The sequence below is a fragment of the Algoriphagus aquaeductus genome, from assembly GCF_003253485.1.
Taxonomy (GTDB): domain Bacteria; phylum Bacteroidota; class Bacteroidia; order Cytophagales; family Cyclobacteriaceae; genus Algoriphagus; species Algoriphagus aquaeductus.
In genome coordinates this window covers 29565-49494 of the sequence record NZ_QKTX01000001.1, presented here as the reverse complement: position 1 = coordinate 49494, position 19930 = coordinate 29565, and the positions used below count along the sequence as shown (strand labels likewise).

The 19930-nt window shown below is 46.1% G+C and carries 12 protein-coding genes; 3 read left to right on the top strand and 9 right to left on the bottom strand.

The features are described 5' to 3' along the window. Positions 1-52 precede the first annotated feature (52 nt). The 8 genes from CLV31_RS00165 to CLV31_RS00130 all read right to left on the bottom strand — a co-directional run bounded on the left by CLV31_RS00165 (position 53) and on the right by CLV31_RS00130 (position 14031). Positions 53-1261, bottom strand: coding sequence for an Nramp family divalent metal transporter (locus tag CLV31_RS00165; protein WP_111390855.1), 1209 nt, complete (start codon positions 1259-1261; stop codon positions 53-55). Then, entirely contained in the window at positions 1261-2745 is a 1485-nt protein-coding gene (locus CLV31_RS00160; protein ID WP_111390854.1) for a PQQ-dependent sugar dehydrogenase, read from the bottom strand. The genes CLV31_RS00165 and CLV31_RS00160 overlap by 1 nt, the downstream gene beginning before the upstream one ends. Continuing rightward, positions 2742-4202 carry a BNR-4 repeat-containing protein gene (locus tag CLV31_RS00155; protein WP_111390853.1) on the bottom strand — a complete coding sequence of 487 codons (1461 nt, stop codon included), beginning with the start codon at positions 4200-4202 and terminating at the stop codon, positions 2742-2744. The genes CLV31_RS00160 and CLV31_RS00155 overlap by 4 nt, the downstream gene beginning before the upstream one ends. A gap of 510 nt (positions 4203-4712) precedes the next feature. Beyond that, complete coding sequence (locus CLV31_RS00150; protein ID WP_111391249.1) at positions 4713-6176, bottom strand: RagB/SusD family nutrient uptake outer membrane protein; 1464 nt, start codon at positions 6174-6176, stop codon at positions 4713-4715. A 13-nt stretch (positions 6177-6189) separates the two neighbouring features. Next, positions 6190-9678 carry a SusC/RagA family TonB-linked outer membrane protein gene (locus CLV31_RS00145; protein ID WP_245943287.1) on the bottom strand — a complete coding sequence of 1163 codons (3489 nt, stop codon included), beginning with the start codon at positions 9676-9678 and terminating at the stop codon, positions 6190-6192. Between the two features lie 151 nt (positions 9679-9829). After that, positions 9830-10852: a FecR family protein gene (locus CLV31_RS00140; RefSeq protein WP_111390851.1), complete on the bottom strand. Its 1023-nt coding sequence runs from the start codon at positions 10850-10852 to the stop codon at positions 9830-9832. A 347-nt stretch (positions 10853-11199) separates the two neighbouring features. Continuing rightward, positions 11200-11820 carry an RNA polymerase sigma factor gene (locus tag CLV31_RS00135; protein ID WP_111390850.1) on the bottom strand — a complete coding sequence of 207 codons (621 nt, stop codon included), beginning with the start codon at positions 11818-11820 and terminating at the stop codon, positions 11200-11202. 267 nt (positions 11821-12087) lie between these two features. Next, positions 12088-14031, bottom strand: coding sequence for a tetratricopeptide repeat-containing sensor histidine kinase (locus CLV31_RS00130; RefSeq protein ID WP_111390849.1), 1944 nt, complete (start codon positions 14029-14031; stop codon positions 12088-12090). Between the two features lie 905 nt (positions 14032-14936). On the opposite strand from CLV31_RS00130, the gene CLV31_RS00125 reads away from it, so the two are divergent. The 3 genes from CLV31_RS00125 (at position 14937) to CLV31_RS00115 (ending at position 16976) form a co-directional block, all read left to right on the top strand. Continuing rightward, positions 14937-15509: a Crp/Fnr family transcriptional regulator gene (locus CLV31_RS00125; RefSeq protein WP_111391248.1), complete on the top strand. Its 573-nt coding sequence runs from the start codon at positions 14937-14939 to the stop codon at positions 15507-15509. An 88-nt stretch (positions 15510-15597) separates the two neighbouring features. Beyond that, positions 15598-16176, top strand: a complete 579-nt coding sequence (locus CLV31_RS00120) for an SRPBCC family protein (RefSeq protein WP_111390848.1) — start codon at positions 15598-15600, stop codon at positions 16174-16176. Next, complete coding sequence (locus CLV31_RS00115; RefSeq protein WP_111390847.1) at positions 16173-16976, top strand: SDR family NAD(P)-dependent oxidoreductase; 804 nt, start codon at positions 16173-16175, stop codon at positions 16974-16976. Before CLV31_RS00120 ends, CLV31_RS00115 begins: the two co-directional genes overlap by 4 nt. An 874-nt stretch (positions 16977-17850) precedes the next feature. Here CLV31_RS00115 and CLV31_RS00110 read toward each other — a convergent pair. After that, positions 17851-19677: an alkaline phosphatase gene (locus CLV31_RS00110; protein ID WP_111390846.1), complete on the bottom strand. Its 1827-nt coding sequence runs from the start codon at positions 19675-19677 to the stop codon at positions 17851-17853. Positions 19678-19930: the final 253 nt, after the last annotated feature.

Below are 19930 nucleotides of genomic sequence, written 5' to 3'. Positions count from 1 at the left end.
ATCTTTTGTCCAGCTTCTTGTGTCTAATGTCTTGTGTCTTGCGTCTTGCGTCTCACTTCAAAAACAATTCATTGAAATTCCAAACGGCCAGACCAGAGAGCAGTAGGAGTCCGATCGCCCCGCCGATTTTGGCAAAAGGGGAATTGATTTTATTACCCATGATTTCTGCGTCATTAGCCACAGCATACATGGCCAATCCGATAAAAGGCACTAAGAAAATGGTGACACTTTGGGCAAAAATGATGAGTTCGAGCGGGAGCTTTCCGAAGATCAGCGAGATGCTTGCCCCACAGATCATCACCAAGGCGATTAGTCCTCGAACTGCCTTTCCACTCAACTGATTTCCAAATCCCAAGGCATCTCCGAGCAAGCTACCTCCTACCGTGGCATTGCCTACCAAGGAGGAAAAGGAAGCCCCAAATAGCCCCGCCAGGAATAAATGAGCCGCATAACTACCGAAAAGAGGTTCGAGTGCTTTGGACATTTCCGAAGCGGAATTCACCAAAATTCCTTGAGGCTGAAGAACGGCAGCGGCACAGATAATGACGACCGCACTCATGATTCCGAGGATGTAGATCCCGGTTGCGCTGCGTTTTGCACTCGTTTGTCCTGAACCGGATTTTCGGCTTTCCTGCACCAAATAGGCCTGATAGAATGCCCCAACAATGGAGAAACAGGAAGCCACAAAAGCGATCAACAAACCGGCAGATCCCAAGGGAATCGAAGGCACAAAGCCGTTCACAATACCCGAAAGAGAAGGCTTGCTAAGAAAGAGTGTGGTCAAAAAGGAAAAGAGCATCAAGCCTACCAAGGCAATCATCAGCTTTTCCAATGTCTTGTAAAAGCTTCTGAAGAAGAGTAGGCCCATCCCCAAAAGATTGAATACCAAAACCCACAACCAAGTTGGGGTATCCGTAGCCTCAGCCACTGCGATGCCTACACCGATGGAATTGCCTGCCTGAAAGGAGGTGGTCACCAGAAATACACCGAAGCCGATGACAATACCTGCCGCTTTTCCCCATTTCTGACGGATCAGCGAAAGGAGGCTTTGATCCGAACTCAGACCGATTCTTGCGCCCATTTGAGTGAAAATGAGCATGAAGAAAATCGCGACCACCACCAGCCAAAGTGTCTCATAGCCATAGCTAGCCCCAAGCTTAGAGGTGAGGGTCATCTTGCTGGGACCGAAAACCAACGCTGCGGTAATGATCCCCGGACCGAGCGTTTGAAAGAAGGGAATGAGTTTGGATTTGGCAGTCATCAGCGTAGGGATTCGATTTGGGTGGAAGAAATAGGACTGGACGGATTGCCCCAAGCCGAGCGGATATAGTTCAGGATTTCAGCAGCCTCCCGATTGTCGAGGAAGGAAAAGGCGGGCATAGCTTGAGCTCCATTGGCCGAAGTCTTTCCTTGGAGCAAAAGCTCGATCAGGGGTTTGGGATCACCACTCACCAATGGATTTTTTGCCAAAGCAGGAAAAACACCCTCCACTCCTGCCCCATCCGCTTTGTGGCAGGAAGCGCAGTAGCTTTGGTAGAGTTGCTTGCCGTCCAAGGCCACTACTTCGGTGGCTTTGACCGGGGAAATGGAATTGGTGCTCTGCCTTTGGGTTGGACTGATTTTGAGAATTTTATCATCTCCGGGAAGGGGAAAACCCGGCTGTGGATTCCAATCCTGATTGCTTGTACTGAGGTAAATGGCTCCATCCTGGCCCTCGGCCACATCCCGCAGTCGCCCATACCGGTTTTCAAATAAAATCTCCTCGGAAGGGATGGATTGACCATCTGCACTCAGAAAGAGAATCCGGAGGCTTTTGCCCTTTAAGGTGGTTAACAGCAAGGTGTTTTTCCATTCAGGAATCGCCTCCGAACCATAGTAAGTCATTCCCGCAGGAGCGATCACCGGAGTCCAAGAACGGATGGGCTCGATGGTTTGATTGGCGGCTGCAAACTCCAACTCAGCGGATAAATCCTGCTTTCCTTCGATGGCCGGCCAACCGTAATTGCCGGATTTTTGGATCAGGTTTACCTCGTCCTCGATAGCATCTCCGTGTTCGGAAGTGTAAAGCAAACCCGAAGAAGAGAAGGCCAAGCCCTGCATATTGCGAAAACCCCAAGCCCAAACCGCACTGTTTGGATCAGGATTGTCTGCCGGGATGCTGCCATCGGGATTGAGACGGAGGATTTTCCCATTCAGCTTTTCCCGGTTTTGGGCATAGGTATAATCGTGCTTGTCTCCGGTCGCCCAATAGAGCTTTCCATCCGGACCAAAAGCCAAGCGAGATCCATTATGAGAGGTGCCCCCTTCGATCTCCAGCAAAACTTTGGGCTCCATGAGCGTATCTCCCTTATAAGTATATCGGACCAGTTTGCTTCGGATAAGCGAATCATTCTTGACCGTGTAGTTGAGATAAAGGAATGGGTTTTTGGAAAAGTCAGGATGAGATACCATGCCCAAAAGCCCGGAAGTTCGAACTTTCCAAACCTCAGGAATCTGAAGTAGATAGCGCTGCTCTCCGGTTTGCAGATTGATTCGTGACACTTTTCCCTCCTGCTCTGCAATCCAGAGAAATCCTTCCGAATCCACCTCGAGATCCCAAGGGACATTCAAGGAATCGGCCAACACCTCCACTTTTAGCGTAGAGGTTGCAAGTTGGATGGTATCCAATTGTTCCAAAACCAGCTCAGGCAGCTTGGATTGGCAGGAAGCCAAAAAGGCCAGGGCAAAAAACCAATTCTTACTCATTTTCTGGACTTGGGTTTGATCTGGATTGGCTTGGCAAAGTCTGAATTCATCTCAGTAGGTAGGAGAAATACGTTCCCTTTCTTATCAGAAAAATAAAGCTGGGAAAAGGACTTTTCCCTTCCGTGACCATCCGCCCAAAAGGCGAAGAAGTCAGGATGTACATGGACCGGTCTGCGGGCATAGGAATGATTTCTCTCCGAACCGGAAGTCATGATGTGGCTTTTCCAGGTTTTCCCTTGGTTTTTGCTGATCCAGAGAACCATTTCCCCTCCGGTATTGTAAGGCTGAGGCCCGGTGGCAGTGGGTCCGATGATGCACCATTCGCCTTTTGCATCGATGTAGAGCGAACCCATATCGTAGTTATTGTCTGAGTTGGTGACCGGGAGGATTTCCCATTCCGAACCCGTAAATCGGGCGGTATTCCAAGTGCGTGGGCCTTTTTCAGGCCCTGCTTCATAGCCTTTACTTGTGACAAAAACGATCACAGGACGGCCCTTTTCATCATAGGTCAAGTCATTGATATAGACCAAAAGACCTTTGGATTCGTATTCGCCGACTAAGGCAGGAGCTTGGACTTCGGTCACCGGAAGCTGGACTTTTTCTCCGGTGGCTGTCTGCCAAGAATCCCCAAAATCCCGGGTTTCGAGGTAGTAGAGGTTGGTGCGGAAGTTCAGCCCATTGACTCCTTCCTTGATGGGATGGTAGTTGAAGGCGGTTCCGAGTGTGGTGCCTTTCATTCCGCTGGTTTGGTAATGGCCTTCGGAAATTGCGGCCAGGTCTTTCCATTCAGAATAGTGAATTCCATCCGTACTTCGCATGAAGCCGATGGTTCTGCGAGGTTTGGAGGGTTGGCCGGGAATTACCTGACGCTCGTAATGCGTAAAAAGGTTTAAAAAGCCTTTTCCGGGTTGGAACCAAGACTGGAGATAGGAAAAATTTTCCATGGGTACGGTTTGTCCCATGATCTTTTTGGTGGCTTGAATGGATTCAAAGGCAGAAATATCGTATGGCCTTTTGCTTCGGCTGATGTAGGCCGGACTGTTGGTACCGTGTGCGGTGGAGAAAATCCAGATAAATCCTTCCGCATCGATATTCATCACGGGATTATCATGGGCATTGTCGGTTTCCTTGTCCAGCACGATGGTGGGACGGGGAACCATTCCAGTTTTGTGGTCAAAATAGGACACCATATGCAGGAGGGTATTTCCGGTTGGATCGGCTCCTCCGTAGCAGAAAAAGGTCTTGTCTACTTCTTTTACATAGATCGAAAAAGGATAATGATTGGCGGGATAGGTGCCCAGGCCCCCGCTGTATTTGTACACGTACTCGTCATTGGAAGGCTCGTTGCTGTACCAAATGCCCCGATAGCCCGTATCCGGCTGATTGAGCAGCTTCGGATTTTGCCCGAGTAATGGGATGCTCAGTGTGAGGAGAAAAAGTAGGATGATGGATCGCATGAGGGGAGTTTGGGGGTTGGGAGGTATGGGAGTTAGGAGGTATGGGAGTTGGGATGTTTGGGAGTTAGGAGGTATGGGAGTTAGGGAGTTTGAGGGTGGTTATTGAGATATTGGTTGTTTTGTTGTCGAGTTGTCGGGTTGTCAGGGTTGTCGGGTTGTCCAGTTGTCCGGGTTTTCTAATTTCTCGGTCTAAGATCTTGTGTCTAGGGTCTTGTGTCTAGGGTCTTGTGTCTAATGTCTTGTGTCTAATGTCTTGTGTCTTTCGTCTTCTTTTTCCCATTCCAAAACTCAAACCCCTCCCAGCCTGCCCGTCCAAGAGGTATTGGACAGGCTGGAAAGTAGGATTTGAGGAAAATTTAAGTTATTCTGAGACTAGGAGCAATTCAGGAAATCCTGGAATAATTTGAGATCCAATCCCCCCTATCCTCTTAGGAAGGGGATGTTGGGATTGCTTAATTTTCAAATACTTCACTAGGATTCAACCTGCCTTGGATCTTATCCAGCAGGCTATCAATACCCAGGATTCTGTGTCATCAAGGCAGGATTGATGTCAATCTGGCTTTGAGGTATCGGGAACAGGGCCTGATGGGCTTGCATGCCTTTGGAGGCCAAAACCTGGATTGCTCTTCCGGTTCTCACCAAGTCAAACCAGCGATGGCCTTCAAAAGCCAATTCGGATCTTCTCTCCTTTTCCACAGCCAATCTGAATTCCGTCTGATTTGTAATTCTCAAGGAAGGATTGGCATTGGTGCTGCTCAAAGCAGGAAGACCGGCTCTGGTTCGGATCTGATTGAGGAAAGTGAATGCAGGTCCATCTGCTGTAAATCCAACTTCATTCAAGGCCTCTGCATACATCAAGAGCACATCGGCATAGCGCAACACTATCCAGTTGATATCACTGTCCAAGTTGGCTGCCGGGGTACTTCTATATTTGAGGATGTAATTGTGCTTTACTTCTCTGCCGCTCAATATGTAGCTCGTAGCCATGGAAACATCTCTTCTCAAGTCACCAGCTTCATAGGACTGGTACATTTCATTGGTAGGGATATTTTGTCCCAAAGGATTTCCTACTGCGACTACCGCTGTACCTGATCCAATCGGCGCAAACTGATTGGAAAACGGACTTCCTTCTCCATTGGAACCGCCTTTGAACTGAACCTCGAAAATGGATTCTGTATTGTTTTCATTGGCAGCTCCAAAGATGCCCGCATAGGTCGGTCTCAATTGGTATTTGGTCTGTGCAGCCGCATCTATTACTTGCTTGAGTTTTTCGGCAGCGAGTGTCCATTGTTTTCTGGTCAAATACACTTTACCCAGCAAAGACATGGCGGCACCTTTGGTAGCCCTTCCGATATCTGCACCGGTATAGGCAAACGGAAGCGCCCCTTCGGCCTCTACCAAGTCAGCGATGATTTGTTCATACACTTTGTCTGCGGCCTCCCGACCATAGGCGTATCCTTCCTGAGGATTATTGATGACCGCAGTGACCAATGGCACATCTCCGTAGATTCTCACCAGGTTGAAGTACATCAGCGCGCGAAGGAATTTCGCTTCACCGATATATCTCGCTTTCAGAGCGGCATCCATCTGGATAGGCTGGATTTTGTCGATCAAAATATTCGCCGCCTGAATTCCCTGATAGTGGGCATTCCAGGTATTGGAACTGATCGAAGTGACCGGCACATTGGTAAAATCATCTACTGCCTGCTGGTCGGCACCTGCTGCGGGGTTGGTGATTTCGGTATTGTCAGAGCGAAGCTCACCGATGATGTGCATGGAAGAATAATACTGTCCTCCATACTGTAAGGAACCATAGACTGCAGTGAGGGCATTTTTCATATCCTCTGGAGTCTTATAGAAGTTGTTTGCGTTTTGCTGTGAAATGGGAGCCAAGTCCAGAAAATCTTCGGAACATCCTGTGGCTGTCATGAGCGCAAGTGCTCCTGCTGCGAAAAGAATTTTAATAGTTTTCATCTTAAAGATCAGGTTAGAAGCCAACATTTAATCCAAACATAAATGTGCGTGCCAAAGGATATCCTCCGGCATCCACGCCTGGTACCAAAGTGCTGCCGCCTTGAGCACTTACTTCAGGATTGTATCCCTCGTACTTCGTAAATGTGTAGGCATTTTGAACGGTAAAATTCAACCGCGCACTGGACAGTTTTGCCTTTTTCAGCGTAGCGGCAGGCAAATTATAACCCAATGTGATGTTTCGGATTCTTATGAAAGACCCATCTTCCACAAACAGGGAAGTCACATTGTTGACCACATTGCTTCCAGCCAGCGCATTGAAGTTTCGATCCAATTGCGGGGAAACCCCATCACCCGGATCTGATTCTGATTTCCAGCCGTTGGAGGTGCTTCGGAGTACATTGTAGGTTCCGGAATAATTACCATAATATCTTCTTGCCAGATTCAATACTTCAAATCCCTGCACACCCTGTAGCGTAAAGGCAAAGTCGAAGTTTTTGAAGGAAAAGCTATTGGTCATACCCCAGGTAAAATCCGGGAATGGGTCACCGAGGATCGTTCGGTCAGCTGCGGTGATTTCACCGTCGCCATTGATATCTGCAAATTTGAGTTGTCCAGGTTTGGATTGGATCGTTCCGTTTCCGTTTTTGATCACTGGACTGTTGGCGATTTCTTCAGCATTTTGATAAACCCCAACTACCTGATAACCAAAGAAGCTTCCCGGTGCAGACCCGATTTGGGTGATGTGTGTGGGAGCGGATGCGGAAGTCACCTGTCGTGAAATGATCGGTGAACCATCCGGACCAAGAGCCAATACTTCGATATTATTGGTTGCAAAATTCACATCCGTGGTCCATTTGAAGGCTCCCACGGTATTTCTGCTGGTCAGTGTAAATTCAAAACCTCTGTTTTGGATCTCACCGATATTCTGAAGTGCGTTGGAATATCCGGTGAGGGTTGGGACGGGTACGTTGAGCAAAAGGTCAGACGTTCTTTTATTGTAATAATCCACGCTTGCATAGAATCTGTTTTGCAATAAGCCAATTTCCAGACCTAGGTCTGTTTGGCTGTTTCTTTCCCATCCTAAATTGGTATTGGGAATATTGACCAATCTGATCCCGTTGTTGACTGTACCTCCACTGGCACCGAAAGGATAATTTTCAATTCCTGTCAAGCCAATTGCTCCATAGTTTGCGATAAAGTTGTTACCGGTCAACCCATAACTTGTTCGCAGTCTCAGTTCAGAAATCCAGCTAACCCCTTTCATAAATTCTTCTTCTGATACTCTCCATCCCACGGATACCGATGGGAAGGTTCCCCAACGATTGTTGGCACCGAAGCGGGAAGATCCATCCCGTCGGAAAGTCGCAGTGAGCAAGTATCGATCGTCGAAGCTATAGTTCACCCTAGCCAAGTAAGAAAGCAATGACCATTCTTCTTTGGTATTGAGCGCACTGGTGATCAAGCCTGCCGCATTGATGGTTTTGATATTATCGTTGGCAAAGTTTGTCCCGGTGATCCGATTGACATCCAGCATCTCCTGTTGGATGGTGTATCCGGCCACTGCATCCACTGTGTGCTTTCCAATTGTTTTGGCATAGCTAAGCGTAAACTCAGAAAGCCAGTTTGTCGCTTGGGAAGTGCCGTTGGTTCCTACCGGTGGTTTGGTTGGATTGACACTGTTGGGATTGATGATAGACGAGCTGAAAATATCTTCCCGGAAATTGCGAATATCCGCACCCACCAAGGCTTTGAACTTCAGGTTGTCCACCAATCGGATTTCCGCGAAAGAGGTGCCTAAAAGTCTGAGGTTTTGCTGTTGGTGGAAATACTCACGGGCAATTTTCACCGGATTGTCGACTTCCGAAAGGCCTATCCCCTGACCGGTCACTTTGGTATAGTTGCCGTCGGCGTCATAAGGAGTCAGGTGAGGCGCAGCAGTAATGGCCGTCTGAATGATACCTCCCCCCTGCCAGTTGCCTTCGGCTAGAGACTGATTGGAGAAGGTAAAGGAAGGTGTGATATTGGCTCCAACCTTCACCCGGTCATTCATTTGTGATTCTACATTGACACGGAAAGAGTAGCGTTTCAGATCAGAGTTGATGATGACCCCTTGCTGGTCCAGATAGCCAGCAGACACAAAATATTTGGTCTTGTCATTTCCTCCGGAAAAGTTGAGCTGGTAATTGCTCATTTTGGCAGTGCGGAAAATTTCCTTTTGCCAATTGGTTCCTTCGCCCAAAGCTTCGGGATTGCTCAATACCTCAGGCAAGAGGTACATCACGTTGTTGAGCCGGACAGAATTGGGATCAGAGGCGGAGCGATTTGGACCGGAATTGACCCAGGCATTGTTGCGGGACTCATTTACGTAATAGGCAAATTCTCTTGCATTGAGTACATCGATGTACTTTTCGACCTGCTGAACGCCCGTGTTGATATTGAAATCAATTTTGCTGACACCGGATTTCCCAGATTTGGTAGTAATCAAAACTACCCCGTTGGAACCCCTCGATCCGTAGATTGCGGTGGCTGAGGCATCCTTTAGGACCTGGATATTATCGATATCGTTTGGATTGATGGTATTGAGCGGATTGTTGCGTTGATCGTAATCATTGGTCACGGGAAACCCGTCGATCACATAAAGTGGTTCATTGCCTGCACTCAGGGAACCTGCACCACGGATTCGGACAGAAGCTCCTCCGCCCGGTGCTCCGGTGGTCTGGGTGACTACCACACCGGCCATTCGACCTGCCATGGCTTGGTCTACCGATACTACGGGTTGATCTTTCAGTTCCTCACTGGTGATAGCGCTGACGGATCCGGTAATGTCTTTTTTCTGGATAGTCCCGTATCCGATCACTACGAATTCCTGCAGGTTATTTTCCTCCACTGCCATCCGTACATCCAGCACAGCCGAAACACCGACTACCCTTCTTACTGACTGGAAGCCTATAAATGAAAAGACCAATACCTGACCTTCGGAAGCCTCGATGCTGTATTTTCCTTCGAGATCAGTGACTGTACCGACTGTAGTTCCTTGCAAAACGATGGTCACACCCGGCATGGGAGCACCTGTTTCGTCAGTTACTTTTCCTGTGATGGTAGCAAATTGGATTTCTTTGGTAATCAGATCTTGGGTTTGATTGCTAACGGGAATTACAGAAATGGTATTGTTGACCTGCTTAAACCGAAGGTTGGTCTGCTTGGCGACCTGCACCAAGTGCTCCTCTACACTCCCGGAGGGATTAAATGTGCCAAGGACAGGAATATTTTTTACAGCCTGCTGGGTGTAAAAGAATTTGAAGTCGGTTTTTCGCTCAATTTCCTCGAAAAGTTGAAGAAGCGAATAGGTGGATTTTTCCAATTTCAGGTGCACCTCATCGATGCTCTTGACCTGGGCCTCGGATGTGCTAGCCATGAGCGGACTCAAGGTCAGGCAGAGGACAGCGACTCCCCTAACTAGTATCTTAATAGACATGACTATTAACGGTAGGATTTTTTTCATAATTTGGAATGGTAAGTTGAAACATAGAAATACCCTCAGGATGCCAGACCGCGAATCTTCAATCCATGGGTGCCGTGTTTTGATTTTCACAGGAGTGTATTGCCGTACGCTCCTGTATTTTTCTTTGATTTCAATTCTTCATAGGCAGTCTTTAGTTAAAGTGGATAAGCACCTGTTTTTCATTAAGTTGATAAGTGAAATTCATGGACTCGCTTAAGACATGCAGGACATTTCTCAGTGATTCATTGTTGTCAAACGTACCCGTGGCCAGGTCTTTGCTTGGTTTGCCCGTCACTTGGACAGTCACTCCATACCAGCGTTGGAGGATTTCGATCACGTCAGTGAACGTGTTATTTTGGAACCTCAGCACACCTTCGGTCCATAAAATCCTGTCCCTGATATTGACCGCATATTTTTTGGGATTGGCCTCATCGACGGCAAGCACCGATTCCTCTCCGGGATTAAGTTCTATTTCTTGGGTGCTCCCCAGCTGTTGGAGCTTTACTTTTCCGGTAATCAGCGTCACGGCCACTTTATCCTGCCGATTGAACGTTGAGATATTAAAGGAAGTCCCCAGGGCTGTGGTCGTGATGCCTTTGGACTCTACCGAAAAGGGGTGTTCAGGATCTTTAGCGACCTCAAAGAACGCCTCCCCCTCCAAGGTTACTTTTCTGTTGGTTTGAAAATCTTCAGGATAGGACACCGAACTGGCAGAGTTCAAAAAGATCGTTGATCCGTCAGAAAGCAGAATTTTAGTCTTTTGGCCGGAGGGGTTGGTTTTGGTAATCCACAGGGAGGAGGACAGGGCCTCAGTTACCGGATTGTTTGTAGGCCGCTGTTGAGTGGAAAAGTAAGCGTAAGCAGAAACGCCAATTAAGACTAGGGCTGCGGCATATTTTGCCCATGACCAAATCGAAACGTTTTCTTTTGGGGGTTGAGATTTGTTGACATAAGGCTTTGAGAAACCGGATTTTTCAGCATTTATTTTGTGCCAAAGAGGGCTATTGTCCCAAGCGTAGTCTTGGGATTTCAGTTTTTCGCTCCATAGCTGGATGATTTCCGCCGAAAGAAACTCCTCAGCCTCCGGACTTTCGAGCCATTCAAGGAATTCCTGAGCTTGTTGAGGACTCATTTTTCCTGAATAAAAATCATCCATTCGTTTTTTATGATCCATAATAGGTCTGTTACAAGCACCTATACCCTCAAGTAGATGGAACTACTCACTGGAGGAGGAAAAAAAGTTTGTTTTTTTTGAATGGGAGGTTGGAAGTAGGGAGTATGGGAGTAAGGGAGTTAGGAGGTATGGGAGTCTGGAAGTTGTCGGGGTTAGTTCTTGATCGTTAAATGTTAATTGTTAAGCGTTAAAGCGTCATCTGCAAGGACTGACAGATAGATTTAAGGTGATAAATATCGAATGTCGAACTCCAGAGAACACGAACTTTGAACTTCGTACTTTTTAATATCGGATATCGAAGGGTTTTGATTCTTCGGTCTTGTCTCTTGCTTGTTGAACTACCGAGCTCAATCCATCAAGGCCAGCAGCAGGGAATCGATCACAAAAAACAATAACCCCGAAGAAATAATCTTGAGTTTGGTCAGTTTTTCACGGACAAGGGAAGTGGAACGAAAGACCTGATTTTCAACGGTTCGCTTCGAGATATTCAACTGGTCCGCGATTTCGGACACACTCAGGTTTTCAAAGTACCGAAGTTGGAAAATCCTTTTTTGAGCGGGAGGAAGCTGTTCGATGATTTCCTTGGTCAGTTGACTAAACTCCGAGAAAATCAATTCGTCGTCGGCCCCCGGAGAAGAAATCTGCTGAACCAAAGGAATTTTATATTGCTGGAACGCAAAAAATCGGGCATCTTTTTTCGCTTTCTTAATCACCAAGGATCTGACAATGGCAATAAGATAGGCATTGATAGAAAGTTCAGGATCGAGTTTTGACCTGTTTTTCCAAATCTTCAAAAAAACCTCCTGCACGACTCCCTCAGCATCTTCGTGAGAGAGGTTCATCCTTCTGGCGATATGATAAATTTTTTCAGAAAACAGCTTATACAACTCTTCAAACGCGCGTTCATCCCCCTGAACCAGGCGGATTATGAGATGACGGTATTCGAGGGTATCGGGTGTTTTGGACATTTTCTGAACATGCAATGAATCAAAAGAAACAATTTAAGTCGATTGAACAAAAATAAATTGCGGTAATGCCGTCAGGAGGAAGTTTGAGAAAGGTTGGTGAGGCAGGACTACCAACCACACTGCGGCGAAAAATGGACTTGCACCAAGGGAACCGTGGATGAGGACACTCCCTGCGGCAAAGAAATTCATTTGAAATAAACCTGGAAATTCAGGTAAAATATAGGGTTAATCATCTCCCAAAGATTGATTTTTTGCAGTATAAGTAGATTAGAGATCCCCATCCCACTTTATTGAAAACGTAGATCCCATTCCTATTTCACTTTCTACCTCCAGCGAAGCTCCCAGACTATTGGAAAACTCCTGACAGAGCAACAGACCTACACCGGTACCTTTTTCCCCCTGGGTTCCCAGTTGGGAAAACTGTCTCCTCTTGAATAAAGAATCAATTTTCTCTTTTGACATTCCCACTCCGGTATCTTTTATCCCTATTCTGTTTCCTTCTGTAGAGTCGAAAAATATGGTAACTACGCCTGATGGAGGCGTATATTTAATTGCATTGGAAATCAAATTTCTCAGAACGAAACTTAGTCGGTCCCTATCCGAAACCAAGGTAAGCGAAGGAGGAATTTGGTTAACAAGGGTTATCTCTTTGGATTCCCAAACCGAGGAGAGCTGGCTCATCACCTCCTCCACAGTCTCCCTCAGATTAAGGCTGGAATTCATGATTTGGCTGTGGTCGAGTTCAGCCTGAGCCCATTCCAAAAGGTTATCCATCAAACTCTGAACGGTGCTGATTTGGCCAGTCACTTTTGGCAGCATTTCCTCAAGTTCTGTTTGAGAAATCAATTCTTTTTTCCAAATGTCCAGTATGGCACTGAGTGAGCTCAGGGGTGTTTTGAGATCGTGAGAGAGGACCGAAAACAAGCGTTGCCTGATTCTATTGGATTCAGTCAAGGCCAAATTGGATTCATGCAGTTTTTTGGCCTGATTTTCAATTTCCTCATTCTTTGATTGAAGTTGGACCAGCAAACTTTTGGTTTCCTTATGGGCCTTTGCCAGCTGTTCATTTTTCCTCCTTTGAAAGATCCAAGTTCCAACAAGTCCAATCAACAGCACTCCTGCACCCAAGAGCAGCTCATTTTTCCGCTTGATGCTGAGGTCCAAAAACTCTTGCTCTTTGGTCAACCGTTGGTTTTCGAGTTCCTTTTTTTCTGTTTCATATTTTATCAGCAGTTCCTCTGTGATCTCTTTATTCTGCTCGGTCCGGAGCTCCTGTATGCTTTGAAGTTTCTTTTTGGCGAACTGCAGGGCATTTTTGTAATCACCCAGCGCCTCATAGGAGCTGGAGACCAAGCCTGCCGCTGAGCTGATATGAAAAAGTGACTTCATCCCCTCGGCCAAATTCAAGGCCTGTTTGGAAAAATTGAGTGCCTCAGCTCCCTTTCCCAATTCCAGATTAAATTCAGTCAATTCGGAAAGCAATGAAATCCGAAGCTCCAGATCCTCCAGTCCTGAGGAAAGCTCCAAAGCCTGTTTGAGGTATTTTTCAGCTTCGGGAAGGTCCTTTTCCATTCGTTCAATTTCAGAAAGCAGATTAAGGGTATTGATCGTACCTCTGGAATCGCCAAGGGACTTTTTGGTCTCCAGCGCTTTGAGAAGGTAAAACCTTGCCGAATCCAGGTCCGAAGGATCATCCGTCTCTGCCCAGAGGTCTTTGAAGTAGCTTCCCAGGTTGTTAAACAACAATCCCTGACCGCGCTGATTGCCCGAAAGCCTGGCATAGTGAAGCGCTTTGCGGTATCGAACAGCCGCCTCCCGGGCACTACCCGTTCGGTAAAGGATATTTCCCAGATTTAGATGAGACTCCAATAATCCTACTGTATCCTGCATTTGCTCCCGGATAGCCAGGGCATCCAAATGCGATTTCATGGCCGTCTCATAATCTGATTTGATCAAAGAGGACACTCCCTTGATATTGAGCGTATTGGCCTTTAGTTTTTCATTCCCGAGGCGCTCTGCCAGAGCAAAAGCTGAATCTGCATAGGAGATTGCCAAATCTTGATCAGAAGCATAGTAAGCTCTGGCCAGTTGATAGTAAACTTCAGCTTTGGATCCTGGATCTGATGCTTTATTTACTTCTTTTTTTAAGCTGTCGACCAGGGATGGGGCTTGTAAAAAGATAGCTGTCAAACAAACTAGAAGGGTTTGCATACGAAGGGTAAAGGTTTGGCAAAAGGCTTAGAGCTTGGGAAATATAGCCAAAGATTTGCCTTTGAGATAAATCCATTGCCTATTTCGGGAAAAAGAGTTTTTAGTCTTAAGACATCTCTAATCTATAGCCATTTGGGTTTTTCAATGGAAAAAATTCCACCAACGGGTGTAGGGTCATAATTTGGAAAACAATGAATGGTTCCAGCGCAATGGAAAAGAGGCATGGAGGTATGGGGGTTGGGAGGTATGGGAGCTGGGGAGTATGGGAGTTAGGAAGTATGGGGGTTAGGATGTATGGGAGTTAGGAAGTATGGAGGTTTTCGGGTTATCGGGTTGTCGGGTTGTCGGGGTTGCAGGACAGTTTAGAGACTGTGGGTACAAGCAGGGGGAGTGTTTTTTACCGCAAAGAACTCCAAGATTTAAGTTGATCAGAGGTTTAGCTCTTTCAGAACTTCATTCCTTGATTCTTCGATTGAGCTTTTCAAGATCGCTAAGAAAAAAAGCTGAAGTTTTTTGAGTCATAGATGGCGGCCTTGGTAAGTTGTAAACTGTAAGGTGTAAGTGGTTGTCCAGTTGTCCAGTTGTTGACAGATCAAGTCCAGCTTCTGGAGAATCAGGAAAACAGGCACAACCCGGTAGGCAGCTGAGTTGTCGGATTGCAAATCCTATGACAGGACCTCGACATTGCAATTGTCGAGGAACGGGGAGGAACGGGGAAGTTAGACTTGCTCCAAAGGAATATGGGATTACAAATCCCTAGGATATTAGGGTCGAATTACATCCCGAGCTGTCGGGATCGGCCCAGCGGAGGTCCAGCTCCTGGAGAAGCAAAGAACACAGGAAAAAACCGCTATGGTGAACTTAAATTTATTTTTGGAATCCTTAAATTGAGCATTTTGAATCCGATGACAACACAATTTAGGAATGCTATCTTAGGCCTTATTCATGCAGACCCACAGGAATTGGATCAACTTATTTCCTTGTGTTCCTTCAAAAAGTTTCATAAAAATGAAGTATTGAGTTTGCCTGGCAAGATCCCGCAGGAAGTTTTTTTTATTGCAAGTGGAATTTTACGGGTGATTGTCACCGATGCTAATGGAATTGAGCATACCATCCATTTTGCCAGCGAAAATCAATTTGTAGCTGATTATTCTAGTTTTTTACTTCAACAGCCGGGCATCTATACCCTACAGGCATTGGAACCTTTGGAAGTAGTAGTCATGCCCCGAAGCGCCATTGAATGGGGATATCAGTCTATGAGAGAAGGTGATAAATTTGGCAGGAAGGTCGCCGAGTTTTACTTCATTTACCAGGATAACCGGGTTAAAAACAATTATTCCCGTACCCCAAAAGAACGGTATGAATTGATGGAATCCATTTTTCCAAAAATCCATCAGCGCGTTCCCCAACATATGATTGCATCATACCTGGGGATCACACCGGTGCATCTAAGTCGCCTTAAAAAAGCAAAAGGATAAGGTAAATCCCTCCTGCTGAAGTCTAAACAAATGTTATCGTTTTGAGGAAAGGGTCAGAATTAGCTTTGGGAAATAAACTAATTTGACCATGAAAACAATCCTTTTTGGCTTAATGCTTTGGCTGGCATTGGGCTCGTCATTCAGCTTTGCCCAGCAAGAACCTGTCATCCATTGGCCTCCGGGTTATTCCAAGGAAAAGGCTTCATTTTACGTTGAAAACCGCATTGAAATCCTGGCTCCTCCTATTCAAGTCTGGGAGGAACTGATCCGGGCGGAATCTTGGCAAGAGTGGTACACAGGTGCTTCAGAGCTGCAAATACTAGATAGTATATCTAATGGAATTCTGCTGCCCGATTCACAATTTTCATGGAAAACGATGGGATTGGATTTTCGATCAGAGGTTCGGGAATATGAGGAGGGTTCTCGCTTGAGCTGGATATCTATCAAAAAGAGTATTCAAGCTTACCATGGGTGGCTGCTGATCCCTACCGCATCAGGTTGCCTGGTGGTAACTGCCGAAAGTCAAAACGGTTGGTTGACTGTATTGGAAAAACTCTTTCAACCGAAAAAACTTTTCAAACAGCATGAAGATTGGCTTCAGCAGCTCAAAACCAGAGTGGAGCATAAAAATCGGGCGTTAGCAATCCAAACCGAGATTCTCCCATGAAGCTTTCCGAAAAAAATATCTTTCTGCAAAAATATGGCAACTGGGCGGTAGTCACCGGTGCTAGTTCGGGCATCGGAAGGGCATTGGCGATAGAATTGGCTAAAATCGGATTTGATCTTATTCTGGTTGGAAGAAACCAGCCCTCCCTTGCTGAATTGGGTCAAAAGATCGAGAATCAATATTTCTCACAGACCAAGATCATCGTGGCAGACTTGAGCAACACAGGTGGAAACCAGCAGGTTTTGGACAAAACCAGAGATTTACCTGTAGGTCTTTTGGTTCTTTCGGCAGGATTTGGGACCTCCGGATTGTTTTTGCAGGGTGATATGCTCGAAGAATCTGAGATGATTGATGTCAATATTCTTTCACCTTTGATCCTAAGTCAGGCCTTTGCCCTGCGCTTCTCTGAAAGAGGGAAAGGGGGAATTATCTTCTTAAGTTCTATTGTGGCTTTTCAAGGTGTACCATTTGCCGCAAATTATGCTGCGACCAAGGCCTATATCCAAACTTTGGCTGAAGGACTTCAACAGGAACTTGGTCAGAATCGAATCGATGTTTTGGCAGCTTGCCCGGGGCCTGTAGGGAGCGGCTTTGCTACCCGTGCCAAAATGGTCATGGGAAAAACGTTAACTCCCGAAGAAATAGCCCTTCCCATATTATCTGCTTTGGGTAAAAAAGGGACCGTTTTTCCTGGGACTTTGACCAAGATTTTAAAAGGAGCACTTTGGTTTCTGCCCAGATGGGGAAAAGTAAGGGTGATGGGGATGGTAATGGGCGGCTTTACGAAGCATCGACGGTAAGATAGGAACTATTGAAGGTCGAGGTTGGGAAATGGGGAGTATCGGAGTTTGGAGGTATGGGAGTTAGAAAGTATGGAGGTTGTCGGGTTGTCCAGTTGTCAGTGCTGAGCCTAGTCGAAGCATCGGGTTATCGGGTTGTCGGGGTTACAGGACAGTTTAGAGACTTTGGGTACAAGCAGGCGGAGTGTTTTTTACCGCAAAGAACTCCAAGATTTAAGTTGATCAGAGGTTTAGCTCTTTCGGGACTTCATTCCTTGATTCTTCGATTGAGCTTTTCAAGATCGCTAAGAAAAAAAGCTGAAGTTTTTTTGAGTCATAGATGGCGGCCTTGGTAAGTTGTAAATTGTAAGAAGTAAGTGGTTGTCCAGTTGTCCAGTTGTTGACAGATCGAGTCCAGCTTCTGGAGAAGCAGGAAAACAAGAAGAGGTATGGGGGTTGGGGAGTAAGGGTTTAGGATGTATGGAGGTTGTCGGGTTTTCCAGTTGTCGACGGATAGGGTCCAGCTTCTGGAGAAGCAGGAAAACAGGCACAACCCGGCAGGCAGCTTAGTTGTCGGATTGCAAATCCTATGACAAGACCTCGACAGCCCAATCTGAAGTTTTTTTGAGTCATAGATGGCGGCCTTGGTAAGTTGTAAATTGTAAGAAGTAAGTGGTTGTCCTGATGTCCAGTTGGCGACAGATCGAATCCAGCTTCTGGAGAAGCAGGACAACAGGCACAACCCGGCAGGCAGCTTAGTTGTCGGATTGCAAATCCTATGACAGGACCTCGACATTGCAAATGTCGAGGAGCGGAAGGAACAGAAATAATGCTAAAGTTTGAAGCTTAATTTCCCGAAACCTAGGAATACATAGCCATCCAAGAGTACTCAAGCCTACTGATTCACCGTTAGCACCTTCATCATTTTTTCAAAAACTTCTGTGTTGTCCATAAAACCCTTGAACTCCCCTGATTGTGCTCCATATGCAAAAATCGGAACCAAAATTCCGGTGTGATCATCACTGTAATAACCCAGCTCAACTTCCCGATTGACTACATCTCCCTGTGGAATTGAAACTCCCCCTGTCTCATGATCCGCCGTGACGATCAACAATGCCCCCGGATGAGTATCCACCCATTTCATCACCTCTCCAATGGCCTGATCAAAGTCCTGCATTTCGGTCACAATCATGGAGGTACAATTCCCATGACCTCCCGAATCAATCATGGCTGATTCTATCATTAAAAAGAAAGGCTTTTCCTTACCTGACAGAAATTTCAATGCATTTGAAGACGCTTTGGATAAAAATCCTCCTCTACCTTTTTCCATGGAGGGCAAGGAAGCCTCTGCAGCAAAATAACCCAACTTTGATGCGGCAGAAAAAGTGATCAAATCAAGGTTGTCAATCAACTCAAATCCCGCACTATCCAATTGGGCAATTCGATCCGATCCAAATCGCTGAAAATCCCTTTTACCTCCACCAATGAAGAGATTAAGGGAACTTTTAGGTAACCATGAACTCAAAATATCGGAATCATCACGCTCTGTATGATGGGCATAAAAGGAAGCAGGTGTTGCTCCGGTCAATTGGTCTGTGGTAATGATCCCGGTGGAAAATCCCTTTTCGGAGAGGATTTCTGTGATCGTAGGCAAAGGTGCCCCCTTAGGATCCACCCCTATATGCCGGTTATTTGTTTTGACTCCTGTGGCAAAAGCCGTGGCACCAGCTGCAGAATCGGTGGTAAAATCATCCGCTGCATGGGTTTGAACCAAGCCCATATTTTTGATTTGGGAGAGATTCAGAGAGCCTCCATTTCCCACTAATCCGGAGGAGATTTGAGCCAGTCCATTTCCATCACCTATCATTAAAATCACCTGCTTTACAGGAATGGACGCACCATCTGTAGCATAGGAAGGCGGGTAGATTTGATGAGGGGATTCAGGTTGAAATATATTGCGACTCAAGGTCGAAAGATACTCTGCAGCTTGGATCGGACGGTCCGTATTGATGTAGTCGATACCCATTTGAGCAAAAGCTTTCCAGGCAGTTTTCCCATCCGGAGAAGCCCAAAAGCGTACAGGCTTGTGAAACCTGTGCACTTTTGCAATGAAATCCTCCAATTTGACTTTTTCTTCCTGTACCATTCTTCCTTTACCATTCCATACAGAAAAGCCCCTAAAACTCAAACTGACCATGGCTATTTTTTCCCATGGCAAATCTGAAGTAAGGTTACGATTTTGATAATCAAAAAATATCCATTCCGGATAGGCCTGGTACTCCTGGACTGGAGGTCTATTGCCTGAAATCACCAATTTCAATCCTGAAGGGTTTTGGACGGAATACATCATTTCCCGGTAGGCATTAGTAACTTCTACTACTTGAGCCAGGGTGGAGTTTCCATCTGTTTTCAGGTCCAACATCAAATGAAATCCGATCGAATCGATCAATCCTGATTCTATCCCTTGTTGGATAGGATCGAGATAAAGAGACTGAAGAGTACGGTTTGGCCGGATAGATTCCTGCTCGTGGGCTACCATGAGTCGCCCCTCTTGCAAAAACAAATCGACTTCTATTGAAGCACATCCTGCACTAAATGCAGTCCAAAAAGGAACGGTTTGTTCGTAATCATTGTGGGAATGGAGCTGAAATGTCTGCTGTGCAAAAAGTGACTGAACAATAAGCAATGCTAGGGTTAACCCCAAAATTAAGGATCGTTTCATAACGCAAAAATAGAAACCCCGCTTCAGAACGACCTGAAAAAAGTGTGCTGATTGCTTGAATTAACCAAATCATAATACCGGAGCCATCTTCCGAAACGATCCCATAACCTTGAACTTTGCTTGAAGGCTTGGGCGGAAATACTTTCTGCTTTGAACAAAGTAAATTTACGTATTTCCAACATTAGCCACATTGAATTCAGATAATACCTCCATTCAATCCAATAAGAAGGTCTATTTGAGATTTTTACTGAAA